The organism is Candidatus Endomicrobiellum agilis (genome assembly GCF_020328115.1).
Lineage (GTDB): Bacteria > Elusimicrobiota > Endomicrobiia > Endomicrobiales > Endomicrobiaceae > Endomicrobiellum > Endomicrobiellum agilis.
In genome coordinates this window covers 1-25,817 of record NZ_JAIXMW010000009.1, presented here as the reverse complement: position 1 = coordinate 25,817, position 25,817 = coordinate 1, and the positions used below count along the sequence as shown (strand labels likewise).

The 25,817-nt window shown below is 39.8% G+C and carries 36 protein-coding genes; all 36 read right to left on the bottom strand.

The window, feature by feature from the left end; genetic code table 11:
- Nucleotides 1-284: 284 nt before the first annotated feature.
- Nucleotides 285-500, bottom strand: a complete 216-nt coding sequence (locus tag LE179_RS05860; protein ID WP_374129445.1) for a hypothetical protein — start codon at nucleotides 498-500, stop codon at nucleotides 285-287.
- A gap of 370 nt (nucleotides 501-870) precedes the next feature.
- The gene (rodA, locus tag LE179_RS05855) at nucleotides 871-2,202 is read right to left on the bottom strand and encodes a rod shape-determining protein RodA (protein WP_374129444.1); all 1,332 of its coding nucleotides are present in this window, start codon (nucleotides 2,200-2,202) and stop codon (nucleotides 871-873) included.
- On the bottom strand, nucleotides 2,199-3,980 hold the full coding sequence (gene mrdA, locus LE179_RS05850; RefSeq protein ID WP_374129443.1) for a penicillin-binding protein 2: 1,782 nt from the start codon (nucleotides 3,978-3,980) through the stop codon (nucleotides 2,199-2,201). Before mrdA ends, rodA begins: the two co-directional genes overlap by 4 nt.
- Nucleotides 3,981-4,302: 322 nt before the next feature.
- Nucleotides 4,303-4,782, bottom strand: a complete 480-nt coding sequence (gene mreD, locus LE179_RS05845) for a rod shape-determining protein MreD (RefSeq protein WP_374129442.1) — start codon at nucleotides 4,780-4,782, stop codon at nucleotides 4,303-4,305.
- Nucleotides 4,779-5,618: a rod shape-determining protein MreC gene (mreC, locus tag LE179_RS05840; protein WP_374129471.1), complete on the bottom strand. Its 840-nt coding sequence runs from the start codon at nucleotides 5,616-5,618 to the stop codon at nucleotides 4,779-4,781. Before mreC ends, mreD begins: the two co-directional genes overlap by 4 nt.
- A gap of 62 nt (nucleotides 5,619-5,680) precedes the next feature.
- Nucleotides 5,681-6,709 carry a rod shape-determining protein gene (locus LE179_RS05835; protein WP_374129441.1) on the bottom strand — a complete coding sequence of 343 codons (1,029 nt, stop codon included), beginning with the start codon at nucleotides 6,707-6,709 and terminating at the stop codon, nucleotides 5,681-5,683.
- A 217-nt stretch (nucleotides 6,710-6,926) separates the two neighbouring features.
- Complete coding sequence (gene rplQ, locus LE179_RS05830; RefSeq protein WP_374129440.1) at nucleotides 6,927-7,280, bottom strand: 50S ribosomal protein L17; 354 nt, start codon at nucleotides 7,278-7,280, stop codon at nucleotides 6,927-6,929.
- Between the two features lie 3 nt (nucleotides 7,281-7,283).
- Nucleotides 7,284-8,267, bottom strand: a complete 984-nt coding sequence (locus LE179_RS05825; protein WP_374129439.1) for a DNA-directed RNA polymerase subunit alpha — start codon at nucleotides 8,265-8,267, stop codon at nucleotides 7,284-7,286.
- A 40-nt stretch (nucleotides 8,268-8,307) separates the two neighbouring features.
- Complete coding sequence (rpsD, locus tag LE179_RS05820) at nucleotides 8,308-8,934, bottom strand: 30S ribosomal protein S4 (RefSeq protein ID WP_374129438.1); 627 nt, start codon at nucleotides 8,932-8,934, stop codon at nucleotides 8,308-8,310.
- An 85-nt stretch (nucleotides 8,935-9,019) separates the two neighbouring features.
- Nucleotides 9,020-9,412 (bottom strand): 30S ribosomal protein S11, encoded by a 393-nt coding sequence (gene rpsK / locus LE179_RS05815; RefSeq protein ID WP_374129437.1) that lies wholly within the window; start codon nucleotides 9,410-9,412, stop codon nucleotides 9,020-9,022.
- Nucleotides 9,413-9,639: 227 nt separating this feature from the next.
- Nucleotides 9,640-10,029 carry a 30S ribosomal protein S13 gene (gene rpsM / locus LE179_RS05810; protein WP_374129436.1) on the bottom strand — a complete coding sequence of 130 codons (390 nt, stop codon included), beginning with the start codon at nucleotides 10,027-10,029 and terminating at the stop codon, nucleotides 9,640-9,642.
- Between the two features lie 109 nt (nucleotides 10,030-10,138).
- Nucleotides 10,139-10,252, bottom strand: a complete 114-nt coding sequence (gene rpmJ / locus LE179_RS05805; RefSeq protein WP_374129435.1) for a 50S ribosomal protein L36 — start codon at nucleotides 10,250-10,252, stop codon at nucleotides 10,139-10,141.
- A gap of 209 nt (nucleotides 10,253-10,461) precedes the next feature.
- Nucleotides 10,462-10,680: a translation initiation factor IF-1 gene (gene infA, locus LE179_RS05800; RefSeq protein ID WP_374129434.1), complete on the bottom strand. Its 219-nt coding sequence runs from the start codon at nucleotides 10,678-10,680 to the stop codon at nucleotides 10,462-10,464.
- A gap of 1 nt (nucleotide 10,681) precedes the next feature.
- Nucleotides 10,682-11,470 carry a type I methionyl aminopeptidase gene (gene map, locus LE179_RS05795; RefSeq protein ID WP_374129433.1) on the bottom strand — a complete coding sequence of 263 codons (789 nt, stop codon included), beginning with the start codon at nucleotides 11,468-11,470 and terminating at the stop codon, nucleotides 10,682-10,684.
- A complete protein-coding gene (locus tag LE179_RS05790) occupies nucleotides 11,460-12,098 on the bottom strand; it encodes an adenylate kinase (RefSeq protein ID WP_374129432.1) in 639 nt (212 codons plus the stop codon). Before LE179_RS05790 ends, map begins: the two co-directional genes overlap by 11 nt.
- 3 nt (nucleotides 12,099-12,101) lie before the next feature.
- Nucleotides 12,102-13,448, bottom strand: coding sequence for a preprotein translocase subunit SecY (secY, locus tag LE179_RS05785; protein WP_374129431.1), 1,347 nt, complete (start codon nucleotides 13,446-13,448; stop codon nucleotides 12,102-12,104).
- 176 nt (nucleotides 13,449-13,624) lie between these two features.
- Nucleotides 13,625-14,071: a 50S ribosomal protein L15 gene (gene rplO, locus LE179_RS05780; protein WP_374129430.1), complete on the bottom strand. Its 447-nt coding sequence runs from the start codon at nucleotides 14,069-14,071 to the stop codon at nucleotides 13,625-13,627.
- Nucleotides 14,068-14,571, bottom strand: a complete 504-nt coding sequence (rpsE, locus tag LE179_RS05775) for a 30S ribosomal protein S5 (RefSeq protein ID WP_374129429.1) — start codon at nucleotides 14,569-14,571, stop codon at nucleotides 14,068-14,070. Before rpsE ends, rplO begins: the two co-directional genes overlap by 4 nt.
- Nucleotides 14,572-16,480: 1,909 nt before the next feature.
- A complete protein-coding gene (gene rplR / locus LE179_RS05770) occupies nucleotides 16,481-16,840 on the bottom strand; it encodes a 50S ribosomal protein L18 (protein WP_374129428.1) in 360 nt (119 codons plus the stop codon).
- Between the two features lie 8 nt (nucleotides 16,841-16,848).
- The gene (rplF, locus tag LE179_RS05765) at nucleotides 16,849-17,415 is read right to left on the bottom strand and encodes a 50S ribosomal protein L6 (protein WP_374129427.1); all 567 of its coding nucleotides are present in this window, start codon (nucleotides 17,413-17,415) and stop codon (nucleotides 16,849-16,851) included.
- A 95-nt stretch (nucleotides 17,416-17,510) separates the two neighbouring features.
- Nucleotides 17,511-17,912: a 30S ribosomal protein S8 gene (gene rpsH / locus LE179_RS05760; RefSeq protein ID WP_374129426.1), complete on the bottom strand. Its 402-nt coding sequence runs from the start codon at nucleotides 17,910-17,912 to the stop codon at nucleotides 17,511-17,513.
- 28 nt (nucleotides 17,913-17,940) lie between these two features.
- Nucleotides 17,941-18,126 carry a 30S ribosomal protein S14 gene (locus LE179_RS05755; protein ID WP_374129425.1) on the bottom strand — a complete coding sequence of 62 codons (186 nt, stop codon included), beginning with the start codon at nucleotides 18,124-18,126 and terminating at the stop codon, nucleotides 17,941-17,943.
- A gap of 18 nt (nucleotides 18,127-18,144) precedes the next feature.
- Nucleotides 18,145-18,711, bottom strand: coding sequence for a 50S ribosomal protein L5 (gene rplE, locus LE179_RS05750; protein WP_374129424.1), 567 nt, complete (start codon nucleotides 18,709-18,711; stop codon nucleotides 18,145-18,147).
- 156 nt (nucleotides 18,712-18,867) lie between these two features.
- Nucleotides 18,868-19,179 (bottom strand): 50S ribosomal protein L24, encoded by a 312-nt coding sequence (gene rplX / locus LE179_RS05745; RefSeq protein WP_374129423.1) that lies wholly within the window; start codon nucleotides 19,177-19,179, stop codon nucleotides 18,868-18,870.
- A 233-nt stretch (nucleotides 19,180-19,412) separates the two neighbouring features.
- Nucleotides 19,413-19,781: a 50S ribosomal protein L14 gene (gene rplN / locus LE179_RS05740; protein WP_374129422.1), complete on the bottom strand. Its 369-nt coding sequence runs from the start codon at nucleotides 19,779-19,781 to the stop codon at nucleotides 19,413-19,415.
- Nucleotides 19,782-19,809: 28 nt separating this feature from the next.
- Nucleotides 19,810-20,073, bottom strand: coding sequence for a 30S ribosomal protein S17 (gene rpsQ, locus LE179_RS05735; RefSeq protein WP_374129421.1), 264 nt, complete (start codon nucleotides 20,071-20,073; stop codon nucleotides 19,810-19,812).
- Entirely contained in the window at nucleotides 20,073-20,300 is a 228-nt protein-coding gene (rpmC, locus tag LE179_RS05730) for a 50S ribosomal protein L29 (RefSeq protein WP_374129420.1), read from the bottom strand. Before rpmC ends, rpsQ begins: the two co-directional genes overlap by 1 nt.
- 7 nt (nucleotides 20,301-20,307) lie before the next feature.
- Complete coding sequence (rplP, locus tag LE179_RS05725; RefSeq protein WP_374129419.1) at nucleotides 20,308-20,721, bottom strand: 50S ribosomal protein L16; 414 nt, start codon at nucleotides 20,719-20,721, stop codon at nucleotides 20,308-20,310.
- Nucleotides 20,722-20,752: 31 nt separating this feature from the next.
- Nucleotides 20,753-21,475: a 30S ribosomal protein S3 gene (gene rpsC, locus LE179_RS05720; protein WP_374129418.1), complete on the bottom strand. Its 723-nt coding sequence runs from the start codon at nucleotides 21,473-21,475 to the stop codon at nucleotides 20,753-20,755.
- 30 nt (nucleotides 21,476-21,505) lie between these two features.
- On the bottom strand, nucleotides 21,506-21,898 hold the full coding sequence (rplV, locus tag LE179_RS05715) for a 50S ribosomal protein L22 (RefSeq protein ID WP_374129417.1): 393 nt from the start codon (nucleotides 21,896-21,898) through the stop codon (nucleotides 21,506-21,508).
- Between the two features lie 106 nt (nucleotides 21,899-22,004).
- A complete protein-coding gene (gene rpsS / locus LE179_RS05710) occupies nucleotides 22,005-22,289 on the bottom strand; it encodes a 30S ribosomal protein S19 (RefSeq protein ID WP_374129416.1) in 285 nt (94 codons plus the stop codon).
- Nucleotides 22,290-22,305: 16 nt separating this feature from the next.
- On the bottom strand, nucleotides 22,306-23,139 hold the full coding sequence (gene rplB / locus LE179_RS05705; RefSeq protein ID WP_374129415.1) for a 50S ribosomal protein L2: 834 nt from the start codon (nucleotides 23,137-23,139) through the stop codon (nucleotides 22,306-22,308).
- 198 nt (nucleotides 23,140-23,337) lie between these two features.
- On the bottom strand, nucleotides 23,338-23,637 hold the full coding sequence (gene rplW / locus LE179_RS05700) for a 50S ribosomal protein L23 (protein WP_374129414.1): 300 nt from the start codon (nucleotides 23,635-23,637) through the stop codon (nucleotides 23,338-23,340).
- A 34-nt stretch (nucleotides 23,638-23,671) separates the two neighbouring features.
- The gene (gene rplD / locus LE179_RS05695) at nucleotides 23,672-24,298 is read right to left on the bottom strand and encodes a 50S ribosomal protein L4 (protein ID WP_374129413.1); all 627 of its coding nucleotides are present in this window, start codon (nucleotides 24,296-24,298) and stop codon (nucleotides 23,672-23,674) included.
- Nucleotides 24,299-24,618: 320 nt separating this feature from the next.
- Entirely contained in the window at nucleotides 24,619-25,296 is a 678-nt protein-coding gene (gene rplC, locus LE179_RS05690) for a 50S ribosomal protein L3 (protein ID WP_374129412.1), read from the bottom strand.
- A gap of 32 nt (nucleotides 25,297-25,328) precedes the next feature.
- The gene (gene rpsJ / locus LE179_RS05685) at nucleotides 25,329-25,655 is read right to left on the bottom strand and encodes a 30S ribosomal protein S10 (protein WP_374129411.1); all 327 of its coding nucleotides are present in this window, start codon (nucleotides 25,653-25,655) and stop codon (nucleotides 25,329-25,331) included.
- Nucleotides 25,656-25,817 lie beyond the last annotated feature (162 nt).

The following is a 25,817-nucleotide window of genomic DNA, read 5'->3' as shown; positions in this document are numbered from 1 at the left end:
AAATACATACTGGACTATTTTCCTTTAGCTAAACAGCTAAAGGACTGGTTCAAATCGCTATATTTGAAACTATCTACACAAACGCGTACACAACAAAGATAACAACAGAACGACGAAAGACGGCAACGGCAACGACGGACAAGCGACTTAGCAGCAGATATTCGCTCTGCGACTTTATATCGTACGACCTCTACTTAAATTACTCAACAGATAAGACGTCTATCTTATGAAGCTGCCAAAGAACACAAATTATTTATTTTAATAAATATCTCTACCATTTTTATTTAGTGTTTTACGAGGATAGCGGCTATAAAGAAGAAAACAAAACCAACAATATACAAAGCAATCCTAAAATTCATATATTCAATTGACTTTAAGTAATAAGCTCTTTGATATTTGTCAAGACGACCAGCACCAGCACCAGCACCAGCACTAGCACCATAACTAAAATTTTCATCTTCATAAACAGGAATAGTCGAACAACTACTTGAAAGCAACAATAAACAAAAACTATAACTATATTAGTCAAAAAAAAGCGGTAAAAAAGCACTACCGGCGGGTTGTGTGTTTTCTGCAAGATTATCAACAGCGTCAGTAGTTTGAACGCGCGCATTTCCCGCCGCTTCATATGTTTTTGCAAATGTCAGCCAATAAACTTCCCGACGGAAAATACTAAAAATACATCCGCAACTTTATAAAATTAAAATCAAGCGACAAATTCAACAGCCTCAGTTTAAACCTCAAGCGCACATAAAAAAAGAAACAGCGGGAGGCAGCGACGGCACAGTGTATTTACGCGCGCGACATCTTTGAGTTTTAAGCAAAAGCATAAATGAAAAACAAGAAAAAGAGTCCCCAAAAAAACATCAATCAATAAGTATGCCTTCCCATACGAATAGAACACAAAATACCGACAGCGCACAACGACGAAAGCATTGACGAGCCTCCGTAAGAAAGAAAAAGCAGAGGCATGCCCGTCACAGGCATCATACCCATAACCATACCCACGTTGATTACCGCGCAGAACATAAACATTGTGGCAATCCCCGTCGCAACAAGAGATCCGTATCTATCGCGAGATCCTTTCGCTATCGCAAGAGCGCGCCAAATAAAAAGAAAATATAAAAAGAGAGTAAGTTGCGCCATAATCCAGCCGCCTTCTTCGCCAATAACCGAGAAAATGAAATCCGTATGCTGTTCTGGAAGAAAGCCCAGCTGGGTTTGCGTTCCTTTTTTAAAACCTTTTCCCGCAAACCTGCCCGAACCTATGGCTATTTTTGACTGTATTATATTGTAGCCTGAACCCCGCGGATCAACTTTTGGATTCAAAAATACCACAAGCCTTTTTCTTTGATAATCTTTTAGCGACTTCTCCACAGGTATAGAAGCCGCGCAGCCAAGCAATACGGCGCCGCATAAAACAATCGGATAAATAACCGGAATTCTAATCCGCAATTTCCAAAGGAAATACCAGATGCCAGCCGTCAAAAATGGCACCGCCACGGCAATATAAACGACAATCCATTCGGATTTTAAAGAAAGCGCTAAATCCGCTAAAAGCGTCCCGCCGCGCTGCATATTCAAAAAGGTGCCTAAAAGAGGTATGCCTGCGGCAAGACAGCCCGAAACCACTATGCAAAACAGATAAAAAGGATTGACGCCTGCCATAAAAAGAAGGACCAAAGTCACAGGAAAATAAGAGAGCGTGGAAGAGAAATCAGGCTGCATCATTATAAGCACCAAATGACCCGCAAGCAGCGCAAATGCGGAAATTAAAAAGGATATTTTTTTCACATCTTTTATTCTCGCGTCAATAAAAGCGGCAAGCGCCAAAATAAACATTATTTTTGCAATTTCCACAGGCTGAAAAGAGACAAATCCGAAATCAAACCAGCCTTTTGTCCCTCTTTTTACCGAGCCAAAGACTAAAACGGAAATCAAAAGCGCAAGAGACAAAATATAAATGAACTTACTGAGATGCTTATAATACCGGTAGTTAAAACTCGCAAAAAGAAAAAGTCCCGCAAAACCCATTCCAGACGCTAAAAGCTGAATTGAAAGATATTTAAACGACATTCCGCAACCAAAGCTTGCGGAATATATTGCAGTAAAACTTATAAGCATTAAAACCAAAAGCGCAAGAATAAGACGCCAATCTACACCAAAAACCAGCTTCTTAAAAAATTTTGTTTTAAGGATCACTGCCGCTCTTCCTTTTCCGATTCTATATTAAAATAAGTTTCATATATCTTTCTGCTTATAGGTACGGCGTTAAGTCCGCCGCCGCCGCCGTTTTCAACAACAACCGCTATCGCGATTTCAGGAGCATCCGCAGGCGCGTAAGAAACAAACCAAGCGTGGTCGCTCCCATGCGGATTTTGGGCTGTTCCCGTTTTACCGGCGATTTTAACGCCGGAAATCTTGCTTCTTATTCCTGCTCCGCTTTCAACAGTTTCCAAAAGCGCTTTACACAGCAGACTCCACGTTTTATCCGATAAATCTATTCGCCCGCCAAATTCCAACGCATGTTTATACACTTCATTGCCGTTAAAATCCACAATTCTATCAACAATGTACGGCTTACGGCATACGCCTCTGTTTGCAACAGCAGACATCGCATACGCCATTTGAATAGGCGTTACCAGAAGAGCGCCCTGCCCTATTGCAAATATAACGGTGTCGCCATAAAGCCACGGCATTTTTAATTTTGATTTTTTCCACTCCGGGCTGGGAACAAAACCTTTTTTTTCATTAGGCAAATCTATGTCCGTCTTTTGTCCGAAATAAAATTTTCTCGCATATTTTTCAAGATTTCCTATACCAAGTTTAAGTCCCAGCTGATAAAAATAAACGTTGCACGACCGCGCTAAGGCGGAAATAAGATTCACGGCGCCGTGACCAGGTTTATACCAGCAGGAATAATGCCTGTTGCCAAGTTCAAAACTACCGGTGCAGCGCACTGTTTTTTCGGAATCAATATTCAGAAGTTCTACGGCGGCAGCAAACGTTATTATTTTAAACACAGACCCGGGCGGATAAACAGCTTGCAGCGATCTGTTAAAAAGCGGCAGATTTTTGTCTTTTAAATATCTGCCAAAATCTTTAGCGCCCGCTTTATTTGCGTCAAAGCCCGGACACGAAACCAATGCTTTTACGGCGCCGGTTCTAGTGTCAAGCACTACCACCGCCCCTCTGCCTGTGCTGCTGCTTTTTAGCGCATCGTAAGCGGCTTTTTGCAGTTTTAAATCCACCGTCGAGTAAACGTTTGACCCAGCTTGCGGCGGAACATATTTAAACGCTTTTACCCGATACCCTTTTGCGTTCACCTCAACCTGCCATCCGCCGTCCTTGCCCTGCAAATACACATCGTAAGACTGTTCTATGCCGCCTCTGCCGACATAATCTCCAATCTTACGCTCCTGTTCCGACCACTTCTCAATCTCGTCCACACTTATTTCACCCGTATAGCCGATTACATGGCTTACAACTTCTGGATAACAATAAATTCTGCGCGTCTCTCTTACAATGGAAATATTCTTTAAAATCGACTTTTTTTCCTGTATCTTAAACATTTCTTCCATTGTGATGTTATCCGCAAGTTTTACAAACCTGCCGTATCTATAGCATTTATCCGCCGAAATTTTTACATCTCTTCCTAAAATTTTATTGAGTTCTTTTATACTCTCGTTCGTCGGAGTTTGCTGCCGACCAAAAGGATAAAATAAAGCGGCATAAGTAAATTCGTTATCCGCAAGCACGATATTATCCGCAGAATAAATTACACCTCGCGGAGCGCGTTCATAGGTACTATGCATCCTCTGCTGCTGAGACACTTTTTCATAGCTGCCGCCTTTGATAATCTGCAGATAAAAAAGACGCAAAGAAAGACAAATAAACAGCAGTATAAAAAACATAAGAATTATTTTGTGTTTTTTAAGAAAAGCCTCGTAAGCAGATTTGTCTTCTTTCTGCAACGTCATTTACGCATACCATCCTATCTGCGGCTGAATAACTCAAAGCGGACGCTCCGTCTGAATTTTTTGAGAAATTTTATCTGCCCCTGAGTAAAATTTACAAGCGTACAAGTCTTAGACAAAACATGCAAAAATTACAGAAGAGATAAAATCTCAAAAACTGCTCTAGTCCTTTACTTTTTCTTTTCTCTGCCCAAGTATGTCCAAGTTGAAAGCCGCGCCAATTGCGCGGCTTAACTTTTTCCCCCTTTCTGATAACAGGGAAAAAGCAGCAACCATCTAAAAGACAGGGAATAGAAATAAGCGCCGCGCGCGGCTATAATATCAATCAGCCGACTATCCTGTCTAAAATATAAAACACTAAGGGAGCAAACAGCACCGTAATAATAATTTTTACAAGAATTGACAAAATAGTAAGAGAAAACGCATAATTTTCGCCGCCGGAAACAACAAAATATATCAAGCTGAAACCCGCCCAGTAAACAATACTCGCAAAAAATACTATTACAAACTGTGTCAAAGTCTTTTCCCTATCAAAACTTCCGCAAAATCTGCCGGCGAAATATCCTATAACGGCAAACATCACCGCTCTTATGCCGAAAATATCTGTCGAAAAGACATCCCATGTCAGACCGAACAAAAAACCCGCCAACTGCGCGTTCATTATCCCTTTTGAAAGTCCAAGATATACAATAAGAATCAGTATAAAGTTTGGAAAAATTCCATAAACGTTTACATATCTACCGAGAAAAAACTGAATCAGACAAAAAACAACATAAAATAAGAGATAAGAAATTAACTTTTTCATTCTGTTTCCGCCTGCGGCACAAGAATAACCGCTTCATAAAGAGCGCCGGTTTCATAAAAAGCTTCGGCTGTGGCAGTTTTAAAATCCGATGAAGTTTTCTTTGACACATTTTTAATAACGCCTACAGGCATGCCTTTTTGAAAAACCGCGCTCAGTCCGCTTATAACAATTTCGTCGCCGTATTCGACGCCGGCGCCGAGCGGAATATACGTAATTCTCAATAAACTCGCATTGAATCCCTCCGCAAGACAGTTAATGCCCTTATCTTTAATTTCTACGGGGATCACAGAAATTGAATTTGTTATTAAAGCGACTTTTGACGAAGTTTTATACGTTTCCACTATTCTGCCCGCGACGCATAACGCGTCGCTTTTTCTATTAAGCACCGCCACAGGAAGACCGTTATATAAACCGTCCGTCTCGCCTTTATCTATGATACACCACTGATACCATTCATCTGGAGATCTAAAAGAAATTCCGGCAAAAACGGATTTGGTATTTTTTATTTTTGCTAATTTTAAAAATCCTGACAAACTTTCGTATTTTTCAGACATCGCGTCGTAATTGCGGAGTTTATCGGCAAGCTTTTGGTTCTTCTGTTTATAGGTAATGTTTTCCTGATGTGTATGAACCATCGCTTTAACGTTGGCTGCAAAACTTCCGACAGAACGAAAAATGTAAGCCGATGTTCCGAGCGTGGGATAAGAAATATAATAAACAAGGTTTTTTATAAGTTTTACGGGAAGAGAGAACCTGCAGGTTATAAGAAAAAAACCAACTAAAAGGAGAACTGCAAAGATGATATTTTCATATCTTGATTTTTGGCGTCGGTGCATTTTTATCAAAACCCGGTGCAGAACATAAACAGAGCCGCATGCAGTCGCTTGGCAGAACTATACTACATTTTTCTTTTTTCAGATTTTTTTATGTTATCCAGCTCTTCCAAGTATGCGCCTGTTCCTTTCGCGACGCAGCTAAGCGGATCATCCGCGCGATTTACGGGAAGTTCGGTTTCCTTTGATAAGAGTTCCGGCAGTCCCCGCACAAGAGAACCGCCGCCGCTTAATATTATTCCGCGGTCAACAAGATCTGCAGCAAGTTCCGCGGGAGTTTCTTCAAGAACATTTTTTATAACTTCCGTTATCTTTTTGATAGGATCTGATAACGCATTTCTAACTTCTTCCGAAGTAATAGTGACAGTTTTAGGAAGACCTGTAAGCAGATCTCTGCCTTTTACGTCCAGAGAGAGTTCTTTTTCAAGCGGAAATACGGAGCCTGTCTTCATTTTAACTCCTTCCGCTGTATTTTCGCCTATCGTAAGATTATATCTCCGTCTGAAATACTGAATTATGGCTTCATCCATTTTATCGCCCGCGACATCAAGCGACTTCGCAACGACCATACCGCCTAAAGATATAATGGCAACTTCAGTCGTACCTCCGCCGATATCAACTATCATGCTTCCTTCAGCTTCCTGAATGGGTATGCCCGCCCCGATTGCAGCCGCCATAGGCTCGTCTATGAGATAAACTTCTCTCGCCCCGGCCTGTTCGGCGGATTCTCTTACGGCTCTTCTTTCAACTTCAGTGATTCCAGAAGGAACGCCTATAACCACCCTCGGATGAAGGAGCGTTCTTTTGCTGTGAACCTTTTTTATAAAATACCTTATCATCTTTTCGGTTGCTTCAAAATCCGCAATAACGCCGTTTCTCAGAGGTCTTACGGCAATAATATTTGCAGGAGTTTTGCCAAGCATTTTTTTCGCTTCTACGCCAATAGCCAGAACGCGTTTCGTATTGCGTTCCATAGCCACGACAGACGGCTCTCTTAAAACAATATCCTGCCCTTTAATAAAAACAAGAACGGAAGCCGTTCCGAGATCTATGCCCATGTCGTTTGAAAACAACCCAAAAATATAATTGAACATTTTTTCCTCAATATTAAAAGCGAAAATCAAAAAATGGAGCAAACTACAAAAGCCAACTTAAAGATTCTAAAAAAAACAACCGCCTGCCTTGAATTTATTTAAAGAGACTGCCGACAACAGAAAAAAACGCTCTTAGCCATCGCTGTAATGTAAACAGTTCAAAACTATCTTCCGAAGTTGGTTCTTAACTTCATTTTTCAATTCCGTTTTTAATCGATTAATCGACAAGTTTAACTATGGCAATTGGCGCTCTATCGCCGTGTCTAGTTCCTATTTTCAAAATCTGCGTATAGCCGCCGGGTCTCTCTTTATACCTAGGCACTAAAACGTCAAAAACTTTTTTTACGACATCTTTATTGTTTATTTCTCCATTCACTGCTCTGATAGCGCTTAAATCGGCTTTTTTTGCTCTTGTTACAAGCTTTTCGGAGTAACTTACAAGTTCCTTTGCCTTAGGCAGCGTAGTCGTTATTCTCTCATGAAGAAACAACTCGACCGTCAAACTGCGGAGTAAAGCTCTTTTATGCGAACTTGTAATTCCAAGTTTGCTCCCGTTATAAGTTTTTATCATTCTCTACTCCCCTTCTATTTTCATTCCGAGCGACAAGCCCAATTCTTTGACTTTATCTTTAATTTCTTCAGACGAACGCTTGCCTAATTTATCAAAGGTTAGCAAATCTTCTTCTTTCATTTTAACAAGATCGCCCACAGTTTCAATTCCGGCTTTTTTCAGGATTTTCAAAACTTTAGTTGAAATACCCATAGCGCTAATCGACTGCCTAAAAATTTCTTTTACCTGTCCCGCCTCTTTTCCCTCTTCGACGCCTTCAATATCTTCGGAAACTTCCGCAGAGTTAACCGCCGCCGCATCGTCTGTAAAAATCGCAAGACTATCTCTCAATATTTCTGCAGACTGCTTCAAAGCATTCTGTGGAGACAACGAGCCGTCCGTCCATATTTCCATGATAAGTCTGTCATAGTTGAGAGCCTGCCCCACGCGGGTATTCTCAACTTCGTAATTAACTTTTGTTATAGGAGAAAACAACGAATCGAGAGTTATTGTCCCCACTGAATATTCGCTCGATTTTATCTCTTCGGCAAGAACGTATCCTTTGCCCGCAGAAACTTCCAATTCCATTTCAAGCGACGTTCCGTTGTCTATATTTGCAATTTCCTGTTCAGGATTCATTATCCTGACATTCGCGTTTTCTTCAATATCTTTTGCGGTTACTTTCCCGGCTTTTTTAACTTTTAAATAAAGCGTTTCCGGACATGAGGAATAGAGTTTTACTTTAATTTTTTTTAAATTTAAAACAATCTGCGCCACGTCTTCTTTAATACCTTTCAAAACTGCAAATTCGTGCAAAGCTCCCGCAATTTTTACGGAAGTGACAGCCGCTCCTTCAAGACTTGAAAGAAGAATTCTTCTCAATGAATTGCCTATTGTGTGACCATAACCGCGTTCAAAAGGTCCTGCGCTGAAACGCCCGTAAAACTCAGTAGCAGTTTTTTCATCTAAAATAAGTTTACGCAATTTTTCCAAATCCAGTGCTTTCATTATTTAATAACCTCACTCAAAAAGCCTTTCGGCGGTTAGTTTATTTCGAATAATATTCCACAATAAGCTGACTATTTATGGGATGAGAACTTTCGCCGGCAGGCGGCTCACCTAAGACAGTTCCGGCAATCTTGTTTTTATCAAAACTTAGCCATGCGGGAATGTATCCCATCGTTTTTTCAATGAGTTTTTTTATAATCGCGTTTGATTTATATTTTTCAGGAACCGTTATAACATCGCCGACTTTCACTTGATAACGCGGAAGGTCTATTTTCTTTTCGTTAACCAAAACATTCCCGTGATTTACAATCTGTCTTGCCATTCTTTTTGACGAAGCAAGCCCAAGTCGATAAACTACGTTATCGAGTCTTGATTCAAGAAGTTTAAGCAAATTATCGCCGGCGGAACCTTTCATTTTCTCTGCCATTTTATAATAATGGCTGAACTGTTCTTCCGTTAAACCGTATATTCTTCTAGCTTTCTGCTTTTCGCGTAAATGTTTTGCGTAATCGGACATTCTACCTTTTGTAGTTCCGTGCTGTCCGGGACCATTTTTGCCTCTCTTTCTGTCAAGAGTACACTTTGAAGAGCATCTTTCCCCTTTGAGAAAAAGTCTTTCTTTTTCACGGCGGCACAACTTACATACTGACCCTAAATAACGTGACATCTATAAAAATCCTCCAAGATTATTTGCATTACTTAATTTAAATAAATGTCCGTCAGCAGTCTGCTGCGCCGAACATCATTTCCACCTATACTCTTCTCAGTTTCGGCGGACGACAGCCGTCGTGAGGAACGGGAGTAATATCTTTTATAGCCGTTATGCTAAGCCCTGAACTCTGCAAACCTCTTATAGCCGTTTCTCTTCCCGGTCCGGGACCCTTTACAAAAACAGCAATCTGCTTCACACCTATGCTCAAAGCTTTTTTACCCACTGAAACAGCAGTCATCTGAGCTGCAAAAGGAGTTCCTTTTTTTGTGCCTTTAAATCCGGAACCTCCCGACGATGACCAAACTAAAGTGTTGCCTTTTTCGTCTGTTACGTTGACAATAGTATTGTTAAACGTTGATAATATATAAGCTTTTGCCACTCCGCCAGTATATCTTTTCTTTTTAGAGCCGGCGGACCTTTTTTCTTCTGCCATACTTCCTCCGTTTACGTCATATAATCCATTATCCCGATTATTGATCTACAACCAACAATAATAAATAACATACTACAGCGCCGCAGCTTCCTGCGAACTGCCGTTTAACCTTTGAGGAAACTGTCGTTTCTTTTACTAAGTATTCGGACTTTCCCGCAGACTATTTTTCCACTTCGCTGCGTTTGTCCACAACAACAGATAAAACATCACCGACAACGCTATATTTTCTAACCCTTTTTCTTCGGAGACGGCGCTTTGCCCGCTCCGACAGTTCTTCTTTTGCCGCGCCTTGTGCGCGCATTGGTTTTAGACCTCTGCCCTCTAACGGGAAGATTTTTTCTGTGGCGCGAACCTCTGTAACTTCCTATTTCCACAAGTCTTTTGATATTTGATTGAATTTCTCTTCTGAGGTCTCCTTCAACTTTAAGATTTTTTGTTATAAGATTATTTATACTGCTGACTTCTTCTTCTGTCAAATCTTTAACTCTTTTTGCGGGATCCAAAGAAAGTTCCGCAATAATTTCGTCTGATATGGCAGGTCCGATACCGTAAATATATCTTAACGCTATATCAAGCCTTTTATTTTTCGGCAAGTCTATTCCGGCTACGCGCGCCATTTATCTATCCTCCAATCGATTTATCAGAAATAATTCTGACACCGCTTAATATTTACTGACAGAATATGCTGTAGTTTCTGTTGACGCTCAATCTCAATTCTGTCTTTGTTTATCCTTGTCTCTGTTTGTGTCTCGGATTTTGGCACGTTATCCTTACAACGCCTCTGCGTTTCACCACTTTACATTTCTGACAAATCGGTTTTACTGATGCTCTGACTTTCATTTAGCGCTCCGTTTTATTTCTATATGTATGTCGTCGCAATACACAAAAGAGAAAAGGGGAAAAAAGAGAGACGCAGCGGTTCATTACAAAACAACTGCCGCCTTAAATCCGCCGTTAATTTTTTTTATTCTATCACGACCATCTTTGTAAACGTAAAGAAAAAAATTCATTTTTACGGACAGAAAGCCAAATAGCATCAAAACGGTCTTCTATTTCTCTCGGTATGTTATTCTTCCTCTTGTCAAATCATAAGGAGAAAGTTCAACTTTTACTTTATCTCCGGGAAGAATTTTTATGTAGTGCATTCTCATTTTACCACATATGTGCGCCAGAATCACATGTTTTCCCTCAATTTCTACTTTAAACACGGCATTCGGCAGAGATTCTAGAACTTTTCCGTCAACAATAATCTTTTCTTCTTTGCTCATTCTACACCTTTGTCAAAATTTCATAACCGTTTTCGGTTATCGCGACGGTATGTTCAAAGTGGGCGCTTAAACCGCCGTCTTTTGTAACAACCGTCCAGTTGTCATTTGTCATACAGACTTCACAGCTTCCGGTGTTTATCATAGGCTCTATCGCAAGCACCATACCGGGAAGCAACTTAATGCCAGTACCAGCTTTGCCAAAATTTGGAATTTGAGGATCTTCATGCAAAGATCTTCCTATCCCGTGTCCCACAAAATCCCTTACAACAGAAAATCCCCCATCTTCCGCCGTCTTCTGAACCGCATAAGAAATGTCGCCGAGTCTTTTACCCGACAACGATTGTTCAATACCTTTCTGTAAAGATAGTTCGGTAACTTCAAGAAGTTTTTCGGCGGAGGCTGAAACACTGCCCACCGCATAGGTCATTGCCGCGTCGCCATAATAGCCTTCGTAAATTACTCCTATATCTACGGAAACTATATCACCCGATTTAAGCACGCGTGAAGCGTTCGGAATCCCGTGTACTACTTCGTCATTTATCGATACGCAGGCAGAAGCTGGAAAAGGATAACTTATTCCTCTAACGCCTAAAAATGCAGGCGTCATTTTCAGCGACCTTATATATTTTTCTGAGAAAACGTCTATATCTTTCGTCGTTATTCCGGGTTTTATTATTCCGGAGAGTTTCTGCAGTATTTCCCCCACGACTCTGCCGGCAATTCTCATTTTTTCAATTTCTTTTGGAGTTTTTAATTCTACGTTTTGTTTCTTAAAAAATTTATAATCCATTCGCAATGCAGCTACTTATCTGCGCAAATACGTCTTTTTCGTCTTTCAAACCATTTATGTAAATAAGCGTATCGCTTTTTTCATAATATTCAATTAAAGGTTTCGTCTGTCTTTCGTAAACGGCAAATCTTTCTCTGACAACATTTTCTTTATCGTCGCTTCTTTGAAACAGCTTGCCGCTACATCGGTCGCATTTTCCATCTTCTTTTGGAGGCAACAACGTCATATTATAACTTGCCCCGCATACGCAAATTCTTCTTCCCACTATTCTCTTAACCGCTTCCTCAAAAGGAACATCTATCAAAAGAACTCCTTCTATTTTTATATTTTTGGATTTCAGCACCGCGTCTAATTCTTCAGCCTGTTTCACGGTTCTAGGAAACCCGTCCAAAAGAAATCCTTTTTTTATTATGTCATCTTTTTCAAGATGCTTTTTCACCATATTGACAACTATTTCATCAGGAACCAGCTGCCCCGCCGAGAGGAGCTTACTCACAACTTCGTCCGATTCTTTTTCTTCCCTGAACATATCGCCCGTAGACAAATGAACCATGCCAAACTTTCCGGCAATGTTTTTCGCCTGCGTGCCTTTACCCGCTCCGGGAGGTCCCAAAATTATATAATTCATACTTTATTTTACGTTGAACCATCTTCCTTTTATGCGTCCTTCTTTCACAAATCCTTCGTAATGACGCATAATAAGATGCGATTCTATCTGTCCGATAGTATCAAGCGAAACACCTACAACAATAAGCAACGATGTTCCTCCGAAAACAAACGGAACGCTAACCACCGACCTTAAATAATCCGGCAGAACGGCAATACAAGCAACAAACAATGCTCCGCCGAGCGTAACCCTTTCTAAAATTTTCTGTATATACACGGAAGTCGGTTCGCCGGGTCTTATACCCGGTATGAAGCCGCCCGATTTCTTCATATTCTCCGACAAGTCTTTAGGATTAAAAGATATAGAATTATAGAAATAGCAAAAGAAAATAACAACAGACGCATAAACTAAACTATACACTATGGAACCGTTATGACTGAGCCATTCCGTAATTTTCCTAGCTATTGGAAAACCCCAAAACGTCCATCCCGGGGTAAACTGAGCTAACGTCAAAGGAGCAGACAAAACAGATACTGAAAATATTACGGCAATAACGCCGGATTGGTCAACTTTTATCGGCAGAAAAGACGTCTGAGTGCCGTACATTTTTCTACCGATCACTCTTTTTGCATAATGAACAGGGATTTTTCTTTGCGCAGTTTCAATCCACACAACCAAAACTAAAACCACAATCACAATAATGGCAAGCGCCAAAACGAACAATACCGAAATTTCTTCCATCTGCACAAGTTTTATAATGCTTAGCATTGAATGCGGAAGTCTCTCTACTATACCTGCAAAAATTACAAGAGAGATGCCGTTTCCTATTCCTCTTTCTGTAACCTGCTCGCCAAGCCACATAATTAACACGGAACCCGTAACAAGAGTTAAAACCGCCATAACAATCCATGACAACGACGGATTGACAACTATAGGCACTCCAGACGGAGCAGGCATTCTGCTTATCATCATTATCCAGCCGAAAGACTGCAGCGTGCCTAACATCACCATTCCATACCTTGTAATCTGCGTAAGTTTTTTTCTACCGTGTTCCCCTTCTTTTTCAAGTTTGTCCAAGTAAGGTATTAGGTGAGCGCCATGCATTAAGCTCATTATAATAGACGCATTAATATACGGCATAATACCCATAGAAAAAATTGACATTCTATTTAAAGCTCCGCCCGAAAACATATCTAAAAAACCCAAAAGACCGTTATTATGCGCGTCAAAAAAAGACTTTAACGCTTCAGTATTGACGCCCGGAATAGGAACTATAGCTCCTATCCTATAAGCAATAATTATAAACAAAGTGAACAGCACTTTATTGCGCAGTTCAGATATTTTAAATATATCAGTAAAAGTCTTAAGCATATTGTTATTGTTTCCCGTTTTTATATAACAGCAAATAAAAAATATTCCGTATGCGATAGCAGATTCTTGCTTCACCTAAAAGAACAGCAAAAACTTTAAGATATCCGTAAATCCCGCATTTAATATCGTCTTCAAGTCGCCTAAACGATCCTCAAAATCTTTTATTTGTCGTCTCGTCAAATAATTTCAGTTTTTCCGCCGGCAGCTTTAATTTTGTCAAGCGCAGATTTTGAAAAGGCGGCGGCTTTCACCGTCAAAGGTTTGTTAATATCCCCAGAACCTAAAATTTTCACAAGCTTGATTTTGGCAACAAGATTCGCTTCTTTTAGCAGTACCGGAGTAACTTCGACGCCTGCTTCAAATCTATTTAAATCATTAACGTTGATAATTTCATATTCTTTGCGGAACCGACTATTGTTAAAACCTCTCTTGGGAATCCTCCTAAAAATAGGCATCTGTCCGCCTTCAAAGCCCACTTTTTTCGATCCGTCTCCAGAACGCGATTTTTGTCCTTTACAACCGCGTGTGGAACTGCGACCGTGACCGGAACCCACCCCGCGCCCGACAATCTTTTTTCTGTGCTTTGAACCCTGTGCAGGTTTTAAATTATCTAAACCTATCATATTTCCGCGACCTCTTTCCTTCTGATTTTAGCAACATCTTCTTTTAAGCGAAGCGACTTGAGAGCCTCAATTGTCGCATAAGCTACATTAAAAGGATTAGAAGAACGCATTGATTTCGTAAGAATATCTTTTATTCCCACAGCTTCAAGCACTGCTCTTACAGCACCGCCCGCAATAACGCCTGTTCCGGGAGCGGCAGGCTTCAACAAAACCTTTCCCGAACCTAAAACGCCAATTATTTCATGCGGAATAGTACTTCCTTTAAGACGAATAGGAATCATATTTTTTGAAGCATGCACTCTACCTTTTTGAACCGCAGCCTGCACTTCGTTTGCTTTGCCAAGTCCACAGCCTACTTTTCCGGATCCATCACCTACAACCACCAAAGCGTTAAAAGAAAATCTCTTGCCGCCTTTAACAACTTTTGCCACTCTGTTGACGGCGACTACTGTTTCTTTTAAACCGCTGTCGTTTTGTTGTTGTCTTGATTGTTCAGCCAACTTATCCTCCTCCTAAAACTGCACGCCGCTATTTCGACGTTATCTCTATCTCCGACCACTTCTAACATCTTTAGCTTCAATAAATTTTTCAATCTTTTATCTAAATCCGTTTCTTTCTATAGTACGGCATCGCTATCGTCTAGCTTATAATCTATTTCTTGCATAGTTGATAAGTTCACAAGCACACATCCTGACTCTTTTTAGTTCGTTCGTAGAAAGAGTAAAAAAGCAATTAGGCGCATCGCCAAACAGCTCCTCTAACTTATCATTTCCTATTGTTACGATTAAATGATTTGTCGCCGAGACTTATCCTGCTAAAAAACATGTCTGGATATGTCTTCATCTTGCTTATACCATAACTAACTTCCTCGCGTATCTTTGTACCTCTGTCTGCTGCCCGTACTACAAGAGTATCAGGAGTCATTGATGCTATAAGTCCCTTTTGTTTAAGAAACGCAGTTACGCTTATTAGTTCATCATCTGAGTACGCGTAGCCACTCTTGCACAAAGACACTCTCCTAGCTCTATCAAGTTCCTTCAGTAGGACATGCGGCACAGGTTTTGTCCGTAAAATGTTACCTCGCTCTCCTCATTTGATAGCCTCCATAAATGAATGTTTCACACTCTCTATCATAGCAGGAAGCAGAGGTGTAAGCTGCAAGTACAGTAAGCGGACATATGCCAGACGCCAAATTATTGGCAGAGTTGCGGTTACTATCAACACAATGCCCCCACTTAAAAAACAATCCACACGCGGCGTCGGTTTCGGACGATAACGCGAGCATGTTAGCGCTATTGCTGTGATTAGTATTAAACGCCTCGCTCTTGTCAGCGTGATGGTGGATAATCTCGTTGTGGTTATGGTGTTGTAAGCGGAGTCTTGCGACACACCCGATACGTGTAGAAAAACGACACTAGCATTATTGCTTGTATAATTGCTATAATCGTTTTTAACATTATCTATCTTCTTTTTTACTCAATCATTCTTTTCGTTATCCCAATGACAATCGCGCAATTTTTCAATTCTCTCGTTAACCTTTAGAGAAACTCCGCTTTCCGCAATAGTAAAAACTTTAATTACATCAAAACTCTTTTATTAAGTATTGTTTGTCTTTGACGGATTCCTGAATGTCAAAAACATTCAGCTCCATAAAACACCACGCTCGACTGGCAATAACGCGATTCAAGGACAGTCCTATACGACGTTTCCGTACGGCTATTGCCTCGCTACCGACAACAAACTTATCTGTCTTTTCAAATGAGGCGAAAATATTTAGAAGCGAGCTGCACTCTTAGAGCATCGGCAAACTCATCTGTTTACTTAGGAAACAAGAGCATATCAGCCATAAATAAACTATGCAAGTCTCTGTAAAGGAAGAAGAAAAAGTTGAAGGAGGCGTTTATATCTTTTAAACGCGCTCTATTCTCATAATTTAATATTTTTTTAATTTTATCATTTTTTTATCTTTTTCACAAATAAAAATATTGTTATTAAGCATACTTCTTTAGATTTATGCACAAAAGCATCAAAAAAAAGAATAGACACGAGACAGAAAAGAGAAAGAGCAGTTCTAGCACTAAGTTGGAACATATTGTTTTATTTTCAAACAGTAAGAAGAGAAAAAAAACTATAAAACCGACGCGATATTAAAAAAAACAAAATAAGACAAAGACTCCATAAGCACAAAAACGGTTAACATATAACTCAGTAGGAAAACAAAGATTATATATGCAAAATACAGAAAGAGTTTTTTGATAGATGAGTAATTACGGATAAGCGTTTATTTATTGACGTCTAAAACGGACAATGTCAATTTAAATTCTGCGTCAGCTTAAATTCTATATACCACTTAAAAATAAAACAATACTTTTTCTTCATCCTCGCAAAAAGGGAGGAAAAAGAAATTTATTAAAACTCAAGTCCGTTTTCTCTCGCGGTATCTGCAAGAGCTTTAATTTTACCAGTATATTCGTAGCCCCTACGATCAAAAACAACCTTCTTCACGCCTTTTTCAACCGCTTTTTTTGCAATTAACCCGCCGACAGACTTAGCAGCTGCCACAGTATCGGTAACTTCAAATTTTCCTTTAAGTTCCGGCGACAATGTCGATGCCGAGGCAAGAGTGACGCCTTTGCCGTCGTCAATAATTTGCGCATAAATATGTTTATGCCCGCGGTGAACGCTTAAGCGTGGTCTATCAGCCGTTCCGTTAATTCTGTTTCTAACTCTCTTCACGCGGTAAGTAAATCTTTTATTTGAATCTTTCATTTAATCCTCTATTTTTTGCCTGAACTTGACGCTGCCTTTCCAGCCTTTCTTATAATCTTTTCGCCTGAATACTTTATACCAAAACCTTTATAAGGTTCAGCCGGCTTCACAGCTCTTATACGGGCGGCGAATGCTCCGACTTCATATTTATCGGTCCCCGACACCGTAATCAAAGTATTTTTATCTGGCATAAGAGTCGCTGTAGTTTTCACCGCGGAAGGTATCGGAAGAGTCACTAAATGAGAGAAACCCACAGTCATAACTAAGTTTTTTCCGTTCTCTATATTCGCTTTATAGCCAAGTCCTATTACTTCAAGTTCTTTCTTAAAACCTTTTGTAACGCCTTCAACCATATTGACAACAAGTCCCCTTATAAGACCGTGCAGCATATTGTGCTGGCGAGAGTCTCCGAGTGCTTCGACAAGGATACTATTTTTGTCAATTTTTACGTTCATCTTCCTATCAATTGCCTGCGAAAGCCTGCCGGCAGGACCCGTTACTTCAAGTATTCTATCTTTAAACTCCGCTTTCACTTTTTCCGGCATAAAAACCGGCTTTTTACCTAAACGACTCATTATTTGATCCTCAATATAAATTTTCTGCTAAACAGTCAGATATCTTAGGAGTTCATTCTTAAAAATAACAGCCGCATTAACCCGTCTGTCCTGCGTCACCAGACGTATCCTATCACTTCTCCGCCGATTTTGTCTCTTCTCGCCTGTCTGTCTGTCATTAAACCTTTAGATGTAGAAACAATGGTAACACCCAAACCACCGACGGTTTTAGGCATATCCGCATAACCCTTATATATTCTCAAACTTGATTTTGAAACTCTTTTTATTCCTTGAATAACTGATTTGCCTCCGTGGATATATCTAAGATGAATTCTCAAAATGCCATGACTTTGCTTTTCAACATTTTCGATTCTGTAATCTGTAATATACCCCTCTTCTTTCAAAATCCTTGCAATTGCTACTTTTAATTTTGAAGCCGGAATATTAATTTTTTCGTGTAATTTTAAATTTGCATTGCGAATGCGCACAAACATATCTGATATTGGATCTGTAATCATTCAAACTGACCTCTTCTCTTAAAAGTTATCACCAACTTGACTTAGTAACACCCGGTATTTCGCCGTTGTGCGCTAATTTGCGCAGACATATTCTACAAATCCCGAAATCTCTGTAATAGCCACGCGGTCTTCCGCACAGACGACATCTATTTCTGTAGCGCGTTGCAAATTTTTGAGGTTTACGCATTTTTGCTTCTGCTGAAGTTGTTGCCATAGAAAAATATCCTTTAATTTATTTGCCACTTTTGACTATTACTTTTTTAAACGGCATACCAAAAGACTCAAGCAGCACTTTTGCATGTTCATCTTTTTCCGCTGTCGTCACTATAGTGATATTCATACCTCTCGCTTTATCCGATTTTTCAACGTTTATTTCAGGAAAAACATATTGTTCTGTAAGTCCTAAATTAAAATTACCTTTCCCATCAAAACTATCAGATTCAATACCCCTGAAGTCTCTTATACGCGGCATTGCAATATTGATAAGCCTATCTAAGAACTCATACATCATGGCGTTTCTGAGCGTTACCTTAACGCCTATAGGCATTCCCTGTCGTATTTTAAAATTTGATACCGATTTTTTCGCACGGCAAATTAAAGGTTTTTGCCCAGTAATCGCCGCAAGCTCCTCTGTTGCAATATCTAAAACTTTAATGTTTTCTTTTGCCTCACCTAAGCCTATGTTTACGACAATCTTCGTAAGACTTGGAACTTGGTGAATATTCTTAAAGTTGAACTTTTCTCTGAGTTCCGCTTTTACATTTTTATTATAAAGTTCTTTTAAACGAGGCTGATTCATTATTCTTTCCTTATCCGTTTCCTTTATGCTTCTACCGTTTTAGAGTATTTTTTAATGAGGATTTTCTCAGCTTTCTGCTAAACAAAACTAAAAAAGCCCGTCAAAAACCGCAGACTAAAGAGATTTCCGCAAATAAAAAAACCAAAAGACAAAGCACTAAATTATCATCTCGCCACAACGGCGACATACTCTTACCTTTTTCCCGTCGGAAAGCCTGTCAAATTTAGGTCTTGAAGCCTGATCACATTTGGGACATATAAGCATAACTTTGCTTATGTTGACAGGAGCTTCTTTCTCGCAAATCCCTCCCGACTCTCTCTGCGTGGGTTTAGTATGTCTTTTGACAAAATTTACTTTTGCAACGATAACTCTATCTTTATCAGGGGAAACATAAATAACTTCGCCTTTTTTTCCTTTGTCTTTTCCCGATAAAATTATCACCTTGTCTTTTTTCTTAATGTTAAGCATTTGTTATATTTCCCTTTCTTAATACTCGCCGCACTGATAAAACAGCTATTTCATTTCCGAAATATCCAAACATCTATTTACCGCCTTTTTCGGAAATCTCCGCTTATTATGTTCTTTTAAAGTAACAGACAGATAAGCGCAAATATTTTGCTTCGCCCTCTGCAATGACAGGCCGGACGCCTTCACCTGTCGTTCAATCTTTCGGCAGACAGGTAAACACGACAGGATAAAAGTTATATCACTTCCGGCGCTAAAGAAATTATTTTAAGATAATTATTTTCCCTCAATTCTCTTGCGACCGGACCTAAAATACGCGTTCCTTTTGGTTCACCTTCGTCATTAATAATAACGGCTGCATTGTCGTCAAACTTAATATAGCTTCCGTCTATCCGGCGGATTTCTTTTACCGTACGCACTACTACGGCTTTAACGACATCGCCCTTTTTAATACTTGCATGCGGCAACGCATCTTGTACCGACGCATGGATTACATCGCCTATGCTGGCATACCGACGTTTTAAACCCTTAGTGACCCTGAAGCAGCGGATTTTTTTTGCTCCCGAATTATCCGCAACGTTTAAAATAGTTCTCTCTTGAATCATTCCGTTATCCTTCGCCAAAAGCTTATTTTCAGATTGCTGATATTTTATTTATTACTTCGACCAAGACCCATCTTTTTGTCTTTGACAACGGTCTCGACTCCATTATCCTGACTTTATCGCCCGTATGAGAAATATTTTTTTCATCATGCACGACAAATTTACTTTTACTGCGAAGCACGCGGTCATATAAAGAATGCCGATACGTCCTCTCAACGGAGACTCGTCTTGTCTTGCTGTTTTTGTCGCTTACAACTACGCCCGTACGGAACTTGCGTTTTCCACGTTCTGACATTATTGTTCCTTCCCGTTATTTATCTTGTTTAGACTCTTCTTCCAGTTAATAAGAGTTTTGACTCTCGCTATATTCCTTCTTATTTTCCTTATTTCAAGAGGATTTTTGACAGGAGATGTCGAATGACGGAATCTCAATCTGAAAATTCTATCCTGCAGTTCGCCAAGCTCCGCTCTTAATTCGACATCCGACATATTTTTTATTTCATTCCAATTTTTACTTTTCATTGCATCCTCAAATATCGGCTCTTACTAAAATCTTTGTATGTATAGGAAGTTTGTTTGAAGCAAGCGTCAGAGCTTTCTTTGCTTCCGCTTCCGTAATACCTTCCATTTCAAACATTACTCTTCCGGGTTTGACCACCGCCACCCAAAACTGCGGATCGCCTTTACCTTTACCCATTCTTGTTTCGGCAGGCTTCTTTGTGACCGGCTTATCGGGAAAGATCCTAATCCAAACTTTTCCGCCTTTCTTTACAGATCTCGACAGCGCAATACGAGCCGCTTCTATCTGATTGCTGTTTATCCACACAGGTTCAAGAGCTTGAAGTCCATACTTGCCAAAAGCCAACGAAGTACCGCCTTTGGCTTTGCCTTTCATCCTTCCCCTGTGCATTTTCCTATATTTAACTCTTTTCGGCATCAACATTATAAATGTCCTCTGACTTTTTATGCATCAATTATTTAGATTCTTCTTTCGCCTTAGCAGTCTGCACCTGTTCCGTCACCGCATTTAAATCAACAACTTTTGCTTCTTCAATTAATTCTTTAGTTGTCTTTTTAAAAAGTTCTTTTTTGAATATCCACACTTTTACGCCTATCTGTCCCATAGTCGTATACGCTTCCACAAAACCGTAATCAATATCGGCTCTGAATGTCTGCAGAGGAACTCTCCCTTCCTTAAGCCACTCGGTTCTTGCAATTTCTGCGCCGCCGAGCCTGCCCGAAACCATCACTTTTATCCCCTGTATCCCCGACATCATCGCTCTTTCAATCGCTTTTTTCATTACTCTTCTGAAAGCAACATGTTTTTCCAGCTGAAATGCAATGCTTTCAGCCACAAGCTGAGCATCTATTTCAGGTCTTTTAATCTCCATGACATTTACAAAAGTTTTCTTTGCCGACATAGTTTCAATTTCTTTTCTCAAATTCTCAATACCCTGCCCGCCTTTTCCGATTACAATGCCCGGACGAGATGTATAAATATTTATGCGTAAATATTTACCGGGTCTCTCTATAACAATTTTTGATACCGCAGCTAATTTAAGTTTATCTTTTAAATAAACTCTTATGTGGTAATCCTCTTCTATAAAATTGGGCATCTCTTTTATATTAAACCATTTAGATTCCCAGTCTTGAATATACCCTAGTCTCACGCTTTTTGGATGTACCTTATGCCCCATTTTTCTTACCTTTCCTAAAAATTTTTTATCTTACTCCGCTTCCTGCGTTTTTACTTTATTTTTGTCCGCTTTTTTCTTTGTTTTTTCCGGAATTACGCCGACATCTGTAACAACTATCGTAAGATGAACAGTCCTTTTTTTTATCGGCATGCTTCTCCCCTTAGATCCAGCTCTCATTCTTTTTAATGTCGGTCCGTTTCCGACCCACGCTTCTTTCACTTTGAGATTTGAATAATCCTTGAGTTTTCCTGCATTTGCGACCGCGCTTTTTAAGACCTTTTCAACAAACGAGGCGGCCGATTTAGGAAGAAAAGAAAGAACCTCAAACGCTCTCCTGACTTTTTTATCTCTGACAAGCGCAAGAACTTGATTTACCTTTCTTGGAGTATATCTTACAAACTTTGCCGTTGCTTTTGCTTCCATCTAAATATCCTTTTACGTTTAACAATAACACTTTCGCTCAAACAACAGCTGCCGACACTGCACCTTCGACGAAGCACAACCGTTGCATATTTTTATTTATATTTGCTTATACAAGAGACGTTTCTTGTTTTGTCATTCCGCTATGACCTTTAAAAGTCCTTGTCGGAGAAAATTCCCCAAGTCTATGACCCACCATTTGTTCCGATATAAATACCGGGAGAAACTTCTTGCCATTATGTATCGCTATCGTATGTCCGACAAATTCCGGAGTTATAACACTCGCTCTCGCCCATGTTTTAATAACTTTTCTGTCGCCGGTTTTATTAAGTTTCTGCATTTTCTTTAAAAGTTTTTCATCTACATAAGGACCTTTTTTTGTTGAACGACTCATCTATTTTTTCCTCCACCTACTTCTTAGCTTTATTACGATGACTGATTATTGTCCAATCCCAGATTTTTTTAGGTCTCGTCTTAAAACCTTTAGCAGGCTGGTTCCAAGGACTCCTGGGCTGATTATTGCCTTTAGATCTGCCTCTGCCGCCTCCGTGCGGATGGTCGACGGCGTTCATCGCGGTTCCGCGCACATGAGGTTTTCTGCCCATGTGCCGATTTCTACCCGCAGAACCCAGAGTGATATTTTCGTGATCTAAATTTCCCACCTGACCAATTGTTGCATAACAGCTCACTCTGATAAGCCTTATCTCGCCGGAAGGCATTCTTATATGAGCGTAATCGCCCTCTTTGGCAAGAAGCTGCGCCGCGGCGCCGGCAGAACGGACGAGTTGTCCGCCTTTACCCGCTGCAAGCTCCAAATTATGTATAAAAGTCCCCACAGGTATATTCGCAATAGGAAGAGAATTTCCCGGTTTTATTGCAGCGTCAGGACCGGACACAAGCAAATCCCCAACTTTTACGCCTATAGGGTGGATTATATATCTTTTTTCGCCGTCCCTATATTGCAGAAGAGCGATTCTGCTTGAACGGTTAGGGTCATACTCTACTGACATTACCTCTGCCGGAATGTTAAATTTATTCCGTTTAAAATCAATAATTCTGTAAAATCTTTTATGGCCGCCGCCTTTGAAACGAACCATTATCTGCCCGGTATTGTTGCGACCGCCTTTTTTCTTTATTATTTTTGTCAACGATTTTTCAGGCTTCGTCTTTGTGATATCTGAAAAGCTTGAAACTGACATATGTCTTCTTGACTGCGTATACGGCTTAAATGTTTTAATCGGCATTGCTTTTTCCTGTTATCGGGCAAACGTCTTCGACACCTCTATCTTATTTGCGCCCATAGCTGTTTCTATAATAAACAAATGTTGTTTTCTCCTGACTTCATCCATGATACTTCAAATTACGCATTTATCGCACAACCATAACCAGATTTGACATCAGTTGAAAAGTAAGTTGCTTTTCAACAAAAACCACGTCCGAAATCAGACTTCGTCGACTAATTGAATTTCCTGTCCCTCGCCAAGTTTTACTATCGCTTTTTTCCAATCACTCTTGTAGCCCAGCCCAGAGCCGCCATGCATTCCCACTCTCCTGCTTTTTCCCGCATAGTTTGAAGTGTGAACGCTTTTTACTTTTACGTTAAACAAAGCTTCAATGGCATGCTTTATTTGAAATTTATTTGCACCTTTATCTACCACAAAAGTATATTTATTATTTTTTTCTTTCATAATTGTGGCTTTTTCCGTTACTACCGGTTTCTTGATAATATGTCTTATATCCATTTTATTTCCTAAATAACAAAAGACAATTTCTACTTTATACGGCGGCGGACTGTCTTTCTTTTATTAAATTAACAGCTTCGGGAGTAATAATCAGTTTGTCAGCCCAGAGAACTTGATACGCGTTGATATTTTTAATATTTTCAATTACGACGTTTTTTATATTTCTTGCCGCTTTTTTAAAATCCGCGTCGTCAGGAATCGCAAAAACAACTTTCTTATTTTCAACTTTAAGATTTTTTATAAGTTCCGCTACTTTTTTCGTCTTAACTTCGCTTACTTTTATCGAATCGACAACAATTATATTGCCGTTTTGAAGCTGCGCTGAAAATGCCATACTCAAAGAAAGTCTCTTTTTCTGCTTTGACATTTTTGTATAATAATCCCTAGGCTGAGGTCCAAAAATGATGCCGCCTTTTCTCCATAACGGAGAATTTTTCTGTCCCGCGCGAGCATTGCCCGTACCTTTCTGCTTCCATGGTTTTGCTCCTGAAAAAGATACTTCGCCTCTCGTTTTTGTTTTGTGCGTGCCAGTCCGTTGATTATTTAAATACGCTGTCGTAATTTCATGCAAAAGCGCGCTGGACACTTTTACGTCGAAAAAAAAGGGAAGCTCTATTTTCCCTTTTTCGTCGCCCTTTGCATCATAAACTGTTGTTTCCATTTTACTTTCTCTCTTTTAGCCTCATCCAAAACATCGCGGGGAAATCCGTTATATTTTTATCTAAAGCTACACCAAATAACCGCTTCAAATTACGAACCGGTTTCAAAGCGGTAAATATCTAAAGCTCAGTAAGCGTCATGCCTTTTGCGTCAAACCAAATTCTTCACACACAACTATTTTACACCTTCGCTTTCTTACCGCGAAATCCGCTAGGACATACTCAAAAGCGACAGTTGCCTATTTCAAAAATGCTCAAAACCGCACATTTCAAATCAAACTAAATTTCAACCAAGCCAAACATAAGCTGTAAAACAGTAACACTATTTCTTCTTAGCTTTTGCTTTTTCCGGCACGACTGAAATTTTTGGAATTTTTTTAAGCGTACTGCTTATAAACAACGTTCCTTTATTAACAGAAGGAACAGAACCTTTAATAAGCAAAATATTTTTTTCAGCGTCAACATTTACAACAAGCAACTTCTGCACCGTAACATATTCATTGCCTAAATGTCCGGACATTTTCATGCCTTTTAAAACTTTCTGAGGTCCCTGCGCGCCACTTGAACCTCTTGAGCGGGTTCTATCAGACTGCCCGTGAGAAACAGGCTGCATACCAAAATTATGTCTCTTAATAACTCCGGCATAGCCCTTGCCTTTTGTAAGAGCAAAGACATCAACGTAATCGCCGGCTTTAAACACATCCGCTTTTATTTCTTGTCCGACAGAAAAACCACTCGCGTCAGAGACTCTGAACTCTCTGATAATTTTTCTGCACGATATATTGTTTTTCTTAAAAAATCCCACTTGTGGGTTGCTGAGGCTTTTTTCCTTTATTTCCCCAAAACCAAGCTGAACAGCGGCATAACCGTTTTTTTCAACCGTGCGCACGCCTGTGACAATGCAGGGTCCCGCTTCTACCACAGTTACAGGTACGACATTCCCTTTCTCGTTGAAAACCTGCGTCATGCCTACTTTTTTTCCAATAATAGATTTTAACATATTTTCTCTCTAAAATTCAAATATTTTAACCATTACATCTTGATTTCAATATCGACGCCTGCTGGCAAATCAAGTTTCATAAGTTCCTCAACAGTTTTTGAAGAAGGTTCGCGAATGTCGACCAATCTCTTGTGAACTCTCATTTCAAACTGTTCGCGCGATTTCTTGTCGGTATGCACAGATCTGTTAACCGTATACTTTTTTATGCTGGTAGGCAAAAGCACAGGTCCCGTTATAGCCGCACCGGTACGTCTTGCCGTTTCTACAATTTTTGCAAGAGAATCATCTAACATTTTATGATCATACGCCCGCAACTTAATCCTTAAACGCTGAGTCGGCACTACTTTTTCATTTACCATAAAATTTAATCCTGTTCATTTGATCTTCGTTTTCTAAATAAGCGTTAAGTCTTTACTCGCAACAACAGCCAATCAATAATAGTCTTCCCTTTCTCATTCTCAAAAATATATCGCCTTAAAGCATATTTACTAAATACCTCTATCATCACTCAACTATTTCCG